Below are 14,041 nucleotides of genomic sequence, written 5' to 3' on the forward strand. Positions count from 1 at the left end.
TATTAAAGGTTGTTTGCGGACTTTCCTGACTTTCGGTCTTCCGGACTATAAGCTATGAACCCAAGCCATCAGCCAGCTAATCCCAAACGCAAACGGCGGGAAAACCCGCCGTCTCTGTATTATTAAAATTATTGTAAGCTATCTAACTGCTTTTGTATTTCGGCAACTTTGGCCTGGTTCTTCTTGATCAGATAATAGGTTTTCAGGTTCGATAAGGCCAGTTTATTTTTAGGATCAAGCTCGGCGGCTTTTTGCACATACGGGAAAGCCCGGTCAAAATCGGCGTTAGCCTTTTTCATTTCGGCCTCATATACTTTCTGATCTTTGATCTTATTGGCTTTATTATACCGGTCTATTCCATTATTCATGATCAATCCGCCAAGGTTGATATAGGCATCAGTATACGAAGGATCTATTTCTATGGCTTTCTTGTAGTTTTCTTCAGCCTTAGCCAGATCTTTATTTTTTGCATTGCTGTAAGCGATACCTAAATAATACGGATACAGTTTGTTTTTGGGCTCTTTTGCAGCTTGCTCCTCAATACGGCTTATTACTTCATCCTGTTTTCCGGTCATCAGACTAAGCTCTATTTCGCGTTGTGCTAACGCTGTATTTTTGGGGAAACGCTTCGCTCCTTCGGCTGATACTTCAATAGCTTTTGCTGTATCTTTTTGTGCTGCATACAGTAAGCTCAGGTTATTGTATACGTCTTCCAGGTTAGAATAATTGGTTTTCAGCAACCCACTGAGTTTATCAATGGCTTTGGGATAGTCTTTTGCGGCCATTGCCGATAAACCTGCATAATAGGTAAAGGTAGTATCGTTAGGCATGTAGGTAAGCCCGCTGTTAAACGCAGTATACGCATCGGCATATTTCTGGGCCTTGTATTCTCTTACACCCTGATTTAAGGCTAACTGGGCTAATGTAGTATTTACTTTGGCAATGTTTGCTTTTTGTTCGCCTTTGGTATCCAGCTCTACAGCTTTTTTTAAAGCGGCAGTTGCTTCCTGGGTTGGTGCTGCAGATGTTTTTCCGGTGGTATCGGCAGCTGCAATGCTGGAATAGATCAATGCACGGTAAGCCCATGTTTCGGCCATGGCGCCGGTTTTACTGTCAAGCGCTGCTTTATCTATAGATGCCTTAGCCTCATTCAAAATTGGTTTTGAAATTTTTGGCGACATGCTTTTCAGCCCCTCATACTTTTCGAAGCTGGACTTGGCTTTGTTTAATTCTGCTTTCTGTGCATAGGCAGTTACTGATGTTATACCCACAATAGCTGCTACAACGAAGGGTTTAATATTCATAATAAATTAGTTTAATATAACCTGATTTAACTTACTTTCTATCTGCCGGAGCTTATCTGCATCTCCGGTATTTTTATATAAAATTACTAATGATTTTAATACGTTGACCGAATTGGGATTAATTTCGCTGGCTTCGGTTAAATAATTAGCCGCATTTTCTAACGCTTCTTTACGGCTATTGTTTTTTAAATATGCCTCCAGATTAAGCAGGCCCAAAGCATAATGTGCTTCGTAATTGTATGGCTCTATGGTTAATATCTTTTTGTAATATGTTTCGGCAAGCGAGCTTTTGCCAAGCATTTCGTACGCATAACCGGCCATGTAATACAAATCAATATTATCCGGCTCAAGATTAATGGCATCGTCTATAATCAATACCAAAGCGTTGTAATCCTTGCCCGCACTAAACAGGTTGACCTGCTTAAATAACAGATCTTTATTTTTAGGATATTTCTCAGCGCCTCTTTTAAGTATCTTAACACAGTTATTCAGATCTGATTGCTGTTCATACAGGTTAGCCAACGCCAGGTAATAATCTGCCGGTACATCTTTACCAGAGTTAATATATGCATTATAATAATAGATGGCCTTGCTGGTATATCCTAAGCGCTCGCTCAACACCGCCAGGTTGCTTTTTACATTGATATTGCCTCCGCTCAGTGAGTCTGACCATAAATAATCATCATAAGCCTGACTATACCTGTTATCTGCCAGATCGGTATTGGCTTTTGTGAGCCAGGCATTGGCTAACTGTTTTTTGCAATAGTTGATCTGGTAAATGTGCTGCTGATTGTACTTGGGTATAGTTAATCTGGCTAAAGAGAACATGCCTTCATTCAACGGATCTTTCACGTATTTTAGCTTGCGATCTTTATCGGCATTAGCCAGCGTTGAATAGATCATGCATCGTAACAGGTTTGCCCGGTAATAGTTGCTGTCGCGGGCAGTTTTATAGGCGTCGTCGATGGATTTTTTTGCTTTTTCCAACTGGGCGAAATCCTTGCTTTTGAAGTATAATGCAAAACTGTTCATGGCATCCCGCAGTAGTATCTGCCCATTGGCAAAACTATTACAGCATACCACGAGGATAAGTATTTGCGTTATTTTCTTCATATTCCGGTTAACTGCCTATCCAGTAAAAAATCAAAAATAAAAAGTTGAGCAACACAAAGTCCCGACACTTGGGATAAAAACACCTAATCTGCTCAATACCAACAGTATAATATAAAAATGTTACGTTTCTGTAAGATAAAACGTAACGCTATATTAACGAATTATTCTGCCGGTGTATTATCCGGGGCAGCATCCTCTGCATTCGTATCGTTATTGTTACCTTCTTCGCTGCTTTCTTCGGTCTCCTCTTCGTGCTCTACTTTGGTTACTGATGCTATTTCGTCGTCATCTTTTAATGTTATCAGGCGCACACCTTGTGTTGCCCGACCCATAACACGGAGATCACTAACCCCGATACGTATCACGATACCTGATTTATTGATGATCATCAGGTCGTCGGTATCGGTTACATCCTTGATAGCAACCAGCTCGCCGGTCTTATCGGTAACATTAATGGTTTTTACACCTTTACCGCCACGGTTGGTTACACGATAATCTTCAATATCGGTACGTTTACCATAACCTTTTTCTGATACTACCAGAACGGTGATATCCGGACTGTTTACACTGATCATGCCCACCACTTCATCTTTTTCATGCGCAAGTGTTACACCACGAACACCGGTTGCAGTACGTCCCATCGGCCGTACGGTAGACTCGTTGAAACGGATGGCCCGGCCTGAACGCAAGGCCATTACAATTTCGCTGCTGCCATTGGTTAAGCAGGCTTCAAGCAGCTGATCGCCTTCGTTAATATTGATGGCATTGATCCCGTTGGCACGTGGACGGGAATAGGCTTCGAGCGATGTTTTTTTGATGGTACCTTTTTTGGTACACATAATGATATAGTTGTTTTCCAGGTATTCCTGGTCCTTCAGGTTAACTACCCGGATATAAGCCTTGATCTTTTCTTCCTTAGGAATATTGATGATATTCTGGATAGCCCTTCCCTTGCTGGTTCGTGTGCCTTCGGGAATTTCAAATGCCCGCAGCCAGAAGCATCTTCCGGCCTCGGTAAAGAACAGCATATAATTATGTGCCGAAGCAGTGATAATGTGTTCGATGAAGTCTTCATCGCGTGAGTTTGAGCCCATCGAACCTTTTCCGCCACGACCCTGGCGGCGGTATTCGGTAAGCGGCGTACGCTTGATATAACCTTCGTGCGAAATGGTGATCACCACTTCTTCATCTTCAATGAAGTCTTCCATCCGCATGTCTTCTGCCGAATGGATGATATTGGTTTTTCGCTCGTCGCCGTACTTTTCTTTAATCTCTGCCAATTCATCTTTAATGATCTGCATCCGCAAACCTTCATCAGCCAGTACAGATTTTAAATAATCAATGGTTTTCATCAGCTCGGCATACTCTTCCTTGATCTTGTCGCGTTCAAGTCCGGTTAACCGGCGAAGTGTCATATCCAGAATTGCACGGGCCTGTATATCTGACAAACCGAATTTTTCCATCAAGCCGGTACGGGCATCTTCGGGCGTTTCTGAATTGCGTATCAGCTTAATAACCTCATCCAAATGATCCAGCGCAATCAGCAAGCCTTCCAGGATGTGTGCCCGCTTTTCGGCTTCGGCAAGCTCAAATTTGGTACGGCGTATAACTACCTCATGCCGGTGATCAACAAAGTGCCTGATCAGGTCTTTGAGATTAAGCAGCATGGGTCTGCCATGCACCAGCGCAATGTTATTTACGCTGAACGAGGTTTGTAAAGCAGTATATTTGAACAGGTTATTTAATACGATGGAAGCATTGGCATCGCGTTTAATTTCGTAAACAATACGCATCCCTTCGCGATCGGATTCATCGCGTATCTCTGAAATTCCCTCGATCTTCTTATCGTTGACCAGCTCGGCAGTGCGCTCAATCATGTTCGCCTTGTTTACCTGGAAAGGAATCTCGGTTACAATGATACGCTCCCGGTCGCCTTTATAGGTTTCTATCTCGGCCCTGGCACGCAGCACCACGCGACCGCGTCCTGTTTCAAACGCCTCGCGAACGCCGTTATAACCGTATATGGTTCCTCCCGTAGGAAAATCAGGGGCTTTGATATGCTGCATTAAACCGGCCACATCAATGGTATTATCGTCAATATAGGCAACGGTTGCGTCTACCACCTCGCTCAGGTTATGCGGGGCCATGTTGGTTGCCATACCTACGGCAATTCCTGACGCTCCGTTTACCAGCAGGTTAGGGATCTTGGTGGGTAAAACGGTAGGCTCGTCAATAGATTCGTCAAAATTGGGCTGGTAATCTATCGTATCTTTATTGATATCGGCCAGCATCTCCTCGGCTATTTTCTTTAACCGGGCCTCGGTATAACGCATTGCCGCAGGACTGTCCCCGTCTACCGAACCAAAGTTCCCCTGCCCGTCTACCAGCGGATAACGCAGGCTCCATTCCTGGGCCATACGTACCATGGTATCGTAAACAGAAGCATCGCCATGCGGGTGATACTTACCTAACACGTCGCCCACAATACGGGCAGACTTTTTATACGGTTTGCTGCTGGTTACGCCCAGATCGAGCATACCGTACAGCACCCGGCGATGTACGGGCTTCAAGCCATCGCGAACATCGGGCAGGGCACGTGAAACAATTACCGACATCGAGTAATCGATGTAAGCGGCTTTCATTTCTTCTTCTATGTTTATCGGGATTATCCGGTCGTTTTTTGATTGCAGATCGTCGTTTTCTGTTTCTTCAGCCATCTTTATGATTGGTTGTTATTCTGTTTTGCTATGCGTTCGCATTTTTGCGACCTGCGAAGTTACTAATTTTAGCGGTTTAGACCGAGGCTGTGGAAAAGTTTTGATGGCCCAGTGGCTGATGGCTAATAGCCGTTAGCTAATGGCTAACGAACCACTACCCCACCACACTGATCACATCTTTTATCAACGGATAAGTATTTTGTCTTACCTGATCGAAATCACCGGGAGCTATCCAGCGGGCTTCGGTAATATCTTCTTCTAACTGAGGTACCAGCTTAGCCTGATTTTTTGCCGACATAAAATACCAGGTGGTTTTCTTGATCACGATTTTACTGCCCATTTCATACACATGCCAGGTTTTGCAAATCTTGTCTTTAACCTTATTTACCTTAATACCACATTCCTCCTCGACCTCACGCCTGGCGGCTTCTCTTACTTTTTCGCCATCATCAAGCTTACCTTTGGGCAGATCCCACTTCCCTTTCCTGAAAATAAACAGGTACCGGTTTTCCTCATTGCTAACCAATCCGCCGGCCGCTTCTATCAGCTTCAGGCTATCACGTATGGTTTTAAACAATTTTTTCGCGTTGGATGTATTAATAACATAAGTGCCGTTTAAAGCTCCGGATTTTACCCGGGCATAAAATTCTGAAAAGCTAAATTTCTTAGACTCAATTTGTTGATAACTTTTTGTAACCTTAACGGTAGGTTCTGTGATAATTAGGGATGTTTCGTTGATATAAATTGTATAACTTTGCGCCATGACGAATAAAAGTGAGATCGAACAGAAAATTGCCGAATTCCTCTTACAAATTAAAGCAATAAAATTACAACCTAACAAACCTTTTACCTGGGCATCGGGTTGGAAGTCGCCTATTTATTGCGATAACCGGATAACGCTTTCACATCCGGCAATACGTACTTATATCCGTCAAAAATTATCAACGCTCATCCAGGAAGAATTTGGCTCTGCCAGCGTAATAGCCGGTGTAGCTACTGCCGGTATCCCGCAAGGTGTACTGGTAGCCCAGGATCTGGGACTTCCGTTTGTTTATGTACGCTCTAAACCGAAAGACCACGGAACCGGCAGCCTGATCGAGGGCGAGGTTGTTCCCGGCCAGCGGGTAGTGGTGGTTGAAGATTTAATATCGACCGGCAAAAGCAGTTTACAGGCAGTGGAAGCATTGCGCCAGGCGGGATATGATGTGGCCGGTCTGGTAGCCATTTTCAGCTATGGATTTGATGCCGCTGATGCCAATTTTAAACAGGCAAAATGCAGGTACGCTACCCTTTCCAACTATAACGCATTAATTGAATATGCCTCAGAGCATAGCTTTATTAATAAAGATGACCTGGAGCTGCTTCGCAGATGGCGTGACAATCCGGCCGAGTGGGATAATATCACTTCGGATGTTTCTTAAATTCGCCCTGTTATGAGGAACTTTTATCAGCAGATTGCTTCACTCTGCCCGCAATTTAAATGATTTCCTGAAGTTAGCAATCGGGCGAAGCTCCAGCTTCGGCCGTTTTATACTTAAGCCTCCGGCTCCGGCCAGGTTTCGTGTCTTCACGAAACTTCTCTGAGATGGCGGTGAAGACACCGTCTATGGCTTCAGCCGGGGCTGGTGTCCCCCACCAGCAGCAATAAAACTATTGTTTCATGAAAATTTAAACACGTTCTTTAGCCCCTGCAATTATTTATCAGCTGGCGATAATTACCTTTTCCCGGCATAACCTTCTAACTGTGGCCTGATCTGGGGATAGGTTGAGCCGACACCGTGGTACTTTTTTACAGCAGTAATGGAGTTTACCAAAGCGCCTAAACTGGCTCCGTAAACAATAGAGCCTACCACAAATACGGGCAGCGACAGTTCATTTACCTTGTCTTTATGATGCAATGAGTTGTATAACACAGCTCCCCCGCCCAGGCCTGCTACGGAACCAAGCAACATACTGGTGCTCAGCGCACTGTGACGTTTAATTTTAATGGAGCTGATAGAGTCGGCTGAAAAAAACTGTTGCTGCTTCCTGATAATCAGGGAGATGCCTTTATCGGTTACCGTTTCAATATTGCCTTTATAACGATTATGACCGGAGGTGTAAAGTACCGCGTCGTATTTATAAGGTTTTTCTTTTGCCTTTACAGGCAACTGTTCTGCCAGCAGACAGCATAATAACACACAGGCGGCTATTTTCATGGTTTATTGATTTGCAAGTTCCAGAATACGGTCGAACTCTTCAGGTTTAAGCGACATTACCGATAAACGTCCCTGACGCACAAGGCCTATATCTTTCAGACGGCTATCGCTCTTGATCTGCTCTAAGGTTACGGGTTTCTTCAGCGTTTCAACCGGAGCCAGGTCAACTACTACCCAGTTGGTATCGTCGGTGGTTGGATCCTGGTAAAACTCCTTTACTACTTTGGCTACGCCAACTACTTCTTTGCCTTCATTACTATGATAAAACAGCACTAAATCACCTGCTTTCATTGCTTTCAGGTTGTTACGGGCCTGAAAATTCCTGACTCCGTCCCAAAATGTGCGTTTATCTTCGTTAAATTTCTGCCAGCTGTATTTATGCGGTTCGCTTTTTACAAGCCAATAGTTCATTCCCTTTTCTGTTTAGTATTGATAATTTTTATCGCTACGGTAAGCTCATACAAACATATTGTTTATTATGTAATCTTAGAAACGGTTTTAAAATATTTTGGATAATGGACAGTGGACAGTGGATAATGGATAGTGGATAGTGGATAGTGGATAATTGACAGTGGACAATGGATAGTGGATAATGGATAATGGATAATGGTTAGTTGTTAGTTGTTAATGGCTGATGGCCAATAGCCATTAGTTAACGGCTTGTCGTAACACCTTCTGTCAAAAAACAAGCTTATTATATACGGCTGGTACTTTTTGCACCTGTGCTTTTGAAACCAGGCTATCAATAAAGTGCTGATAACGTTGTTCTGTATAATTATCTGCCACACTGTTTTTTACTTTATCAAAGCTTTGCTTACCGGAGTATATTCCCTTGCTTTTCAGCTGATTAAAATGTGCAGATAGCAGACTGTCGTTAACCTTAATTACGCCGCTATCACGAAACGCTTTCTTTAGCCTTATGATGGCATTGCTGAACTGGTAATCATAGAAATCCTGCTCAGTATAATTAACCGGTCCGTAGATCACTTCATTTTTTTGAACGGCATTGTTCCGGTCGATATTGGTTTTATGCAGTGCTTCCAGCAGCTGATTATAATTTTTATACGGCCAAAGCTTATGTCGGGTTAATAGCTGCTCCTGAACTTTCAGAACAATTAATGCTTTAAGTGCCCGGCTACGTAACGAATCTATGGGTTTTACGCCGTTAAAAGCAGTGTTCCAGAAGTTACCCGCCTCTGATGATTGGTGCGTTTTGGCAAACTGACCGTAGATCTCAGCCCGGTATCGCAACATTTCGCGGCGAAATTCTTTTGCTGCTACCGGCTGCTTATTGATATAAGCTGCAACCTGCAAGGAGTCGGTAACAGCAGCATACGATATGTTCAATATACATAGTATCGCAAAGACAGTAGTCTTTATATATCTGGAAAGTGATGAGCGATGCCCCATGCAGACATGAACTAATGATCAGATTACATTAAAAAAGCATAAATCACCCTGTTCTCTGGGAACTCGTGATGCCACTTTAGAAGATCCCGGATACACTGAATACCCGGGACAGAATGACGGCAGCTTCGTTAAAGGATCAATACCTAAATCTTATACGCCTGCCGGGCGAGCAATTTCCATTCGCCTTTTTGTTTCTGGAAAACCAGCAATATTCCAAGGTTTACTTTTCCGGGTTTACCGCCGTCGTTGGTATCGCCCCATAAACGGTGACGAACCAAAGCTGTTTCGCCAACCACTTTAATAGTTTGTTCTGAAAAATTGAGGGTAACAAAATCAGATTCGCCGGTAACCAGCGTATTTACAAATTCCTGCTTGTTCTGTATCCTGCCGCTGGAATGCCCGTAGCTCAAATCGGCGGCAGCAATATTTTCCAGCCCGGCACGGTTACCATCCAACATGGCTTTACGTAATGTTTCTACAGCTTTAGCTACATCTTTTTCGGCCGAAGTTTGTGCACAGGCGGTCATTATAAAACCCAGGCACAGCATCATAACAGTTAGTTTCTTCATCTTAATTAGATTTAATGATCAATCGCTAAGATAGGAGAAAATATTCAGGCGTCAAGCCTGTTTAACATATCGGTATATGCCCGGAATATCCGGCGCAGCTTATCCACACCCGGAACATTGTTCTCAAAACGAAGCTCTAAAAAGGCTTTCTTCTCATGATGAACATGCTGGTGATTGATCTCTAATATAAAATCATCATATTCCATTAAAACGGCACGTATTTCATCACCAGCCAGCAACTTCTTTACCCGCAAGGCATCATTGGTTTTAATAATGAACTTTTTATCAAATTCCGGGTAACCGATCTCAACATCTTCCATACCGAAAAATTTGCCAATATCATCTATCAGATCATGCTTGTGAATGGCAAAGCGGAAATCAGATCGAGGCTTTATTTGCGATACAAAACGGGTTAATTCATATCCACCTTCAAATCCGCCGCCCGGATCAATATCAACTATAAATTGTATTTCATGATTTTGATGCTTGATCAGCGCCTGGTATTCCAGTAACCCGGCATCAGCATTCCAATCTGCAACGATCTGATCCCATATCTCATCAGCAGTGCTACCAGAAATTATTTTTATATTTTCCATATCAACGGCTTTTCTTGTTAACAGTGCAATTATTCATTTTGTTGGGGTAGTACAAATGCATCTGATAGCCTTGCTAAAGTTAAAACCACTTAGAGAACTCTACAGGAACCCTGCAAACGTTCTGCCAACAAAATGACGATACATTTTTTAATGCATTTACTCTGAACTTACTTTACTGAAACCACTGGTACAGATCAGTATCTCTAAGCTGTTGCTTTTCGGCAGACGGTACATCCCGGATAACGGAGCCATCGTGCATGTGAATAATACGGTTACCATACTGAAAAGCTTCTTTCAGGTTATGGGTAACCAGTAAGGCTGTAAGCTGGTACTCGCGAATCAATTTATCGGCGGTTTGCATGACTACAGCTGCCGACCGCGGATCGAGGGCGGCAGTGGGTTCATCAAGCAGTAAAATCTTCAGATCATCCATGACGCTCATCAGCAGCGTCAGCGCCTGGCGTTGTCCGCCGGAAAGTGTGCCCATTAATTGCCCGGTTTTGTTTTCCAGTCCCATACCAAGCGTGGCTATCTTATCGCGAACCTGCTGCCTGAACTTCTCTGAACTGCCGATAACCAATTTTTTCGACGTGGTTCGCAAGGCAGCCAGCCTGAAATTATCTAAAATGCTCAGATCTGGAGCCGTACCCAGCAACGGATTCTGAAATACCCGTGCCACCCAGCGACTTCGTTTATAATCGGGCATCCGTGTAACATTCACATCATCCATATAAATGGTTCCCTTAGTAGCCAGAATACTGCCCGAAACCAGGTTGAGCAGCGTACTTTTCCCGGAACCATTGGAGCCTACCACCACTAAAAAATCGCCATCGGCAACGGTTAAATCCAACGGCTTTAACGCAACAACTTCGTTCGGTTTTCCTTTATTGAATATTTTTTCTACCTGCCTGAAACTAATCATCGCTTTGCTTAAAAGATAAACGTGGCAAACTCACTATGAGCAACACAAAAACGGCGGTCACCAGCTTCAGCAGTGTGGCATCTATGCCGATGCTCAGGGTAAAGGCCAGAACAAACTGGAAGATAACTGCTCCCGCAAGCACTATCAGCAAATTAATGGGGATAGAACGTATTGCCAATACGGCAGCCAGACTTTCGCCGATAATCACCGAGCCTAACCCGGTAATAACAATACCTATGCCCATATTAATATCCGCGAAGCCCTGTAATTGCACCATCAGGCATCCGCTTAAAGCGGTTAACGCATTTGCCATAGCCAGGCCAATAATTTTCATATATTGGGTATTCACGCCTAATGCCCTAACCATATTTTCGCTGTTACCGGTGGCACGCATAGCGATACCGAAATCGGTACGCAACACATAGCTCATTAACAGCAGCAGCAACAATACCATACCGGCCAGTACATACAAGGTGTTTACATTGCTGTTCGCGGATAAACTGACGGTGTCAAACAATGTTTTGGCATTCAATAAAGGCAGGTTTGAACGACCCAGGATTTTCAGGTTAACGGAATACAGGGCCGTCATTACCAGGATACCGGCCAGTAACGGATTAATTTTCAACCGGGTATGAATTAACGCGGTGGCTGTTCCGGCCAAAGCCCCGGCAAACAATACCAGGATAATGATGAGATACAGCGGAATCTGCTGCGATAGCAGCACGCCGGCCGTTACCGCCCCGAAGGTATAACTGCCATCGGTAGTGATGTCGGGGATATTGAATATCGTCATGGAAAGATAGATTCCCAGGGCAAGCCCCGAAAAACACAATCCCTGTAATAATGCCGCCAGGTAAAAATCCATTACTTAACGGCTGTAAAGTTTGCAGGTATAGCGATGTGATATTTGGCTGCCGCAACAGGGTTATATACGCGTTTACGCACCTTTACCATTTCCGGGCTCAAGCCCTTAGTGCTTTTGGTTTTGAGGTATTGTGCAGCCTGTTTTCCGGCCTGGTAACCCCATTGATAAATATCGGCGCCAAAGGCAGCCACAGCTCCACGTTGTACCAAACCGGCCTCGCTGGTAAAAATGGGTACATTTTTCTGCTCACAGCTTTTCAGGATAGTTTCAAACGATGCAAACACCGTATTATCGGGATTGGCAAAAAAGGCGTCGACAGGTTTTGAAAGCAGGCTCTGCGTAACCATCCGGCTATCCGCGGAAGCATTAACGGGCAACGCTTCTATCATCACATGATATTTTGCAGCCAGCAATTTTATCCTGTTCAGGGCATCTACCGACTGCGGCTCCGACTGGTTATAGATCATACCCACCACCAACTGTTTACCTTTAGGTTTTACTAATTGCGGGATAATCGCAAACGAGGTATCGATATAATTCAAATCCTCGTCTACCCCAAACAGGTTGGCCGGAGCCTTACCCGAAGCATCTTCCACCTTCATCAGGGCCGGTGTAGGTGCTACCATCATAAAAATCGGAATGTCCCTGGTTTTCTGGATAGCGGTTACCGTAGATAAGGTAGTGCAGGTAGCCAGCAAATCCACCTTTTCTGAGATAAAATAATTCACAATCTGCGTCAGGGTGGGTATATCGCCCTGAGCATTCCGGTAATTAATGTCAATATTTTTTTGTTCCTCGCTAAACCCGTTCTTTTTCAGCGCATCGGTAAAGCCTTTCCTGGCCTGCGATATGGTTGCATCTTCAAAAGCATCCACAAACCCGATACGGGGCACGCCACTTTTATTAGAAGTCTGACATGAGGAAAAAAGGACAAGGAAGATAAAAATGATATACGGATGTTTCATTTCCACACAATTAAAAAGACGGCTAAATGTAGTGATTTTGGTTGTAAGTTTTCGTGGCTAACAGCTATTGGCTAATAGCCATTAGCTAAAGCAAAGGCAGCACACGGTTGGAGAGTTGGGGGTGAGGCCTAAAAATCCTTATTTTGCATCATCAATAATTATAACGTTGGCAAATTCATTTATATCCAAGCTTCCACAGGTTAAAACCACTATTTTTACCACAATGTCGCAACTGGCGGCACAACACCAGGCAATCAATCTGTCGCAGGGGTTTCCGGATTACGATTGCGACCCGGAACTTGTCTCGCTGGTAAACCGGTATATGCAGCAGGGGCACAACCAATATGCCCCCATGCCCGGCGTAATGACCTTACGCGAACGCATCTCTGAAAAGATACAGCAACAGCACCAGGCATATTATCATCCCGAATCCGAGATTACCATTACGGCTGGCGGCACACAGGCTTTGTTTACAGCAATGGCGGCAGTAATTAAACCTAACGACGAGGTCATCATTTTTGAGCCTGCTTACGACAGCTACGCTCCTACCATTAAACTGTTTGGCGGCATTGTAAAAGCATTCCAGCTTTCGCCGCCCGATTTTAAGATCGACTGGACAATGGTTAAGAAATTATTTTCGCCGCACACCCGGATGATCATCATTAACTCACCCAACAATCCAACCGGGGCCATTTTAACAGAGGAAGATATCCGTGAATTGATTGCCATGACCAGGAACACCGATATACTTATTTTAAGCGACGAAGTATATGAGCACCTGATTTACGATGGACGGCAGCATTTAAGCATGGCCCGGTATCCCGAATTACGGGAACGTTCTTTTATTACAGCATCGTTTGGTAAATTATTTCATACTACCGGCTGGAAAACGGGTTATGTGTTAGCGCCAAAGGCTTTAACAACCGAATTCAGGAAAGTGCACCAGTTTCTGGTATTCAGCGTAAACACTCCGGTGCAATATGCACTGGCCGATTATATGCGCAATACCAGCCGCTACCACGAGCTGATAGCGTTTTTTCAGCACAAACGCGACTACTTCGCCGGCTTACTTACAAACACCCGGTTTAAATTGTTGAAATCTTATGGATCCTATTTTCAATTAGTTACGTATAAAGGTATCAGTACCGAGTCGGAGATTGAGTTTGCACGCCGGTTAACCATTGAGCACGGAGTGGCGGCAATACCGGTTTCAGCTTTCTATGCTAAAGAAACAAACCATCAATTATTGAGATTTTGTTTCGCTAAAAAGCAAGAAACCCTGGAAAATGCCGTTAAGAAATTAGAAAAGATTTAATTTAGCTTTTTATGGTAGGTTATTCATATTAAGCCGGTTGCAGGTTTTTGATTTTACAAGGTTGTGT

The 14,041-nt window shown here is 43.9% G+C and carries 14 protein-coding genes; 2 read left to right on the plus strand and 12 right to left on the minus strand.

Features of this window, described 5'->3' with window-relative positions:
* Positions 1 to 128: 128 nt before the first annotated feature.
* The 4 genes from FW774_RS06745 to FW774_RS06760 form a co-directional block, all read right to left on the minus strand.
* Positions 129 to 1,304 carry a tetratricopeptide repeat protein gene (locus FW774_RS06745; RefSeq protein ID WP_149347411.1) on the minus strand — a complete coding sequence of 392 codons (1,176 nt, stop codon included), beginning with the start codon at positions 1,302 to 1,304 and terminating at the stop codon, positions 129 to 131.
* A 6-nt stretch (positions 1,305 to 1,310) separates the two neighbouring features.
* Entirely contained in the window at positions 1,311 to 2,417 is a 1,107-nt protein-coding gene (locus tag FW774_RS06750) for a tetratricopeptide repeat protein (RefSeq protein WP_149347412.1), read from the minus strand.
* A gap of 161 nt (positions 2,418 to 2,578) precedes the next feature.
* Positions 2,579 to 5,134 (minus strand): DNA gyrase subunit A, encoded by a 2,556-nt coding sequence (gene gyrA / locus FW774_RS06755; RefSeq protein ID WP_149347413.1) that lies wholly within the window; start codon positions 5,132 to 5,134, stop codon positions 2,579 to 2,581.
* A 154-nt stretch (positions 5,135 to 5,288) separates the two neighbouring features.
* Positions 5,289 to 5,897: an NUDIX domain-containing protein gene (locus FW774_RS06760; protein WP_149347414.1), complete on the minus strand. Its 609-nt coding sequence runs from the start codon at positions 5,895 to 5,897 to the stop codon at positions 5,289 to 5,291.
* On the opposite strand from FW774_RS06760, the gene pyrE reads away from it, so the two are divergent.
* Complete coding sequence (pyrE, locus tag FW774_RS06765; RefSeq protein WP_149347415.1) at positions 5,896 to 6,555, plus strand: orotate phosphoribosyltransferase; 660 nt, start codon at positions 5,896 to 5,898, stop codon at positions 6,553 to 6,555. The two genes, FW774_RS06760 and pyrE, sit on opposite strands and share 2 nt — an antisense overlap.
* A gap of 294 nt (positions 6,556 to 6,849) precedes the next feature.
* On the opposite strand, the gene FW774_RS06770 is transcribed toward pyrE, so the two are convergent.
* From FW774_RS06770 to FW774_RS06805, 8 genes are all read right to left on the minus strand, one after another.
* Positions 6,850 to 7,332: a hypothetical protein gene (locus FW774_RS06770; RefSeq protein ID WP_149347416.1), complete on the minus strand. Its 483-nt coding sequence runs from the start codon at positions 7,330 to 7,332 to the stop codon at positions 6,850 to 6,852.
* A gap of 3 nt (positions 7,333 to 7,335) precedes the next feature.
* On the minus strand, positions 7,336 to 7,743 hold the full coding sequence (locus FW774_RS06775) for an EVE domain-containing protein (RefSeq protein WP_149347417.1): 408 nt from the start codon (positions 7,741 to 7,743) through the stop codon (positions 7,336 to 7,338).
* A 267-nt stretch (positions 7,744 to 8,010) separates the two neighbouring features.
* A complete protein-coding gene (locus tag FW774_RS06780; protein ID WP_149347418.1) occupies positions 8,011 to 8,679 on the minus strand; it encodes a hypothetical protein in 669 nt (222 codons plus the stop codon).
* A gap of 206 nt (positions 8,680 to 8,885) precedes the next feature.
* Complete coding sequence (locus FW774_RS06785) at positions 8,886 to 9,311, minus strand: nuclear transport factor 2 family protein (protein ID WP_149347419.1); 426 nt, start codon at positions 9,309 to 9,311, stop codon at positions 8,886 to 8,888.
* Between the two features lie 44 nt (positions 9,312 to 9,355).
* On the minus strand, positions 9,356 to 9,907 hold the full coding sequence (locus FW774_RS06790) for a hypothetical protein (protein WP_149347420.1): 552 nt from the start codon (positions 9,905 to 9,907) through the stop codon (positions 9,356 to 9,358).
* Between the two features lie 172 nt (positions 9,908 to 10,079).
* Positions 10,080 to 10,829 (minus strand): ABC transporter ATP-binding protein, encoded by a 750-nt coding sequence (locus FW774_RS06795; protein ID WP_149347421.1) that lies wholly within the window; start codon positions 10,827 to 10,829, stop codon positions 10,080 to 10,082.
* Positions 10,822 to 11,694, minus strand: a complete 873-nt coding sequence (locus FW774_RS06800) for an ABC transporter permease (RefSeq protein WP_149347422.1) — start codon at positions 11,692 to 11,694, stop codon at positions 10,822 to 10,824. The genes FW774_RS06795 and FW774_RS06800 overlap by 8 nt, the downstream gene beginning before the upstream one ends.
* Positions 11,694 to 12,659 carry an ABC transporter substrate-binding protein gene (locus FW774_RS06805; RefSeq protein ID WP_149347423.1) on the minus strand — a complete coding sequence of 322 codons (966 nt, stop codon included), beginning with the start codon at positions 12,657 to 12,659 and terminating at the stop codon, positions 11,694 to 11,696. The genes FW774_RS06800 and FW774_RS06805 overlap by 1 nt, the downstream gene beginning before the upstream one ends.
* A 166-nt stretch (positions 12,660 to 12,825) precedes the next feature.
* Here FW774_RS06805 and FW774_RS06810 point away from each other — a divergent pair, with 166 nt between their 5' ends.
* The gene (locus tag FW774_RS06810; protein WP_149347424.1) at positions 12,826 to 13,974 is read left to right on the plus strand and encodes a methionine aminotransferase; all 1,149 of its coding nucleotides are present in this window, start codon (positions 12,826 to 12,828) and stop codon (positions 13,972 to 13,974) included.
* Positions 13,975 to 14,041: the final 67 nt, after the last annotated feature.

Source organism: Pedobacter sp. BS3 (assembly GCF_008274585.1).
Classification (GTDB): Bacteria; Bacteroidota; Bacteroidia; order Sphingobacteriales; family Sphingobacteriaceae; genus Hufsiella_A.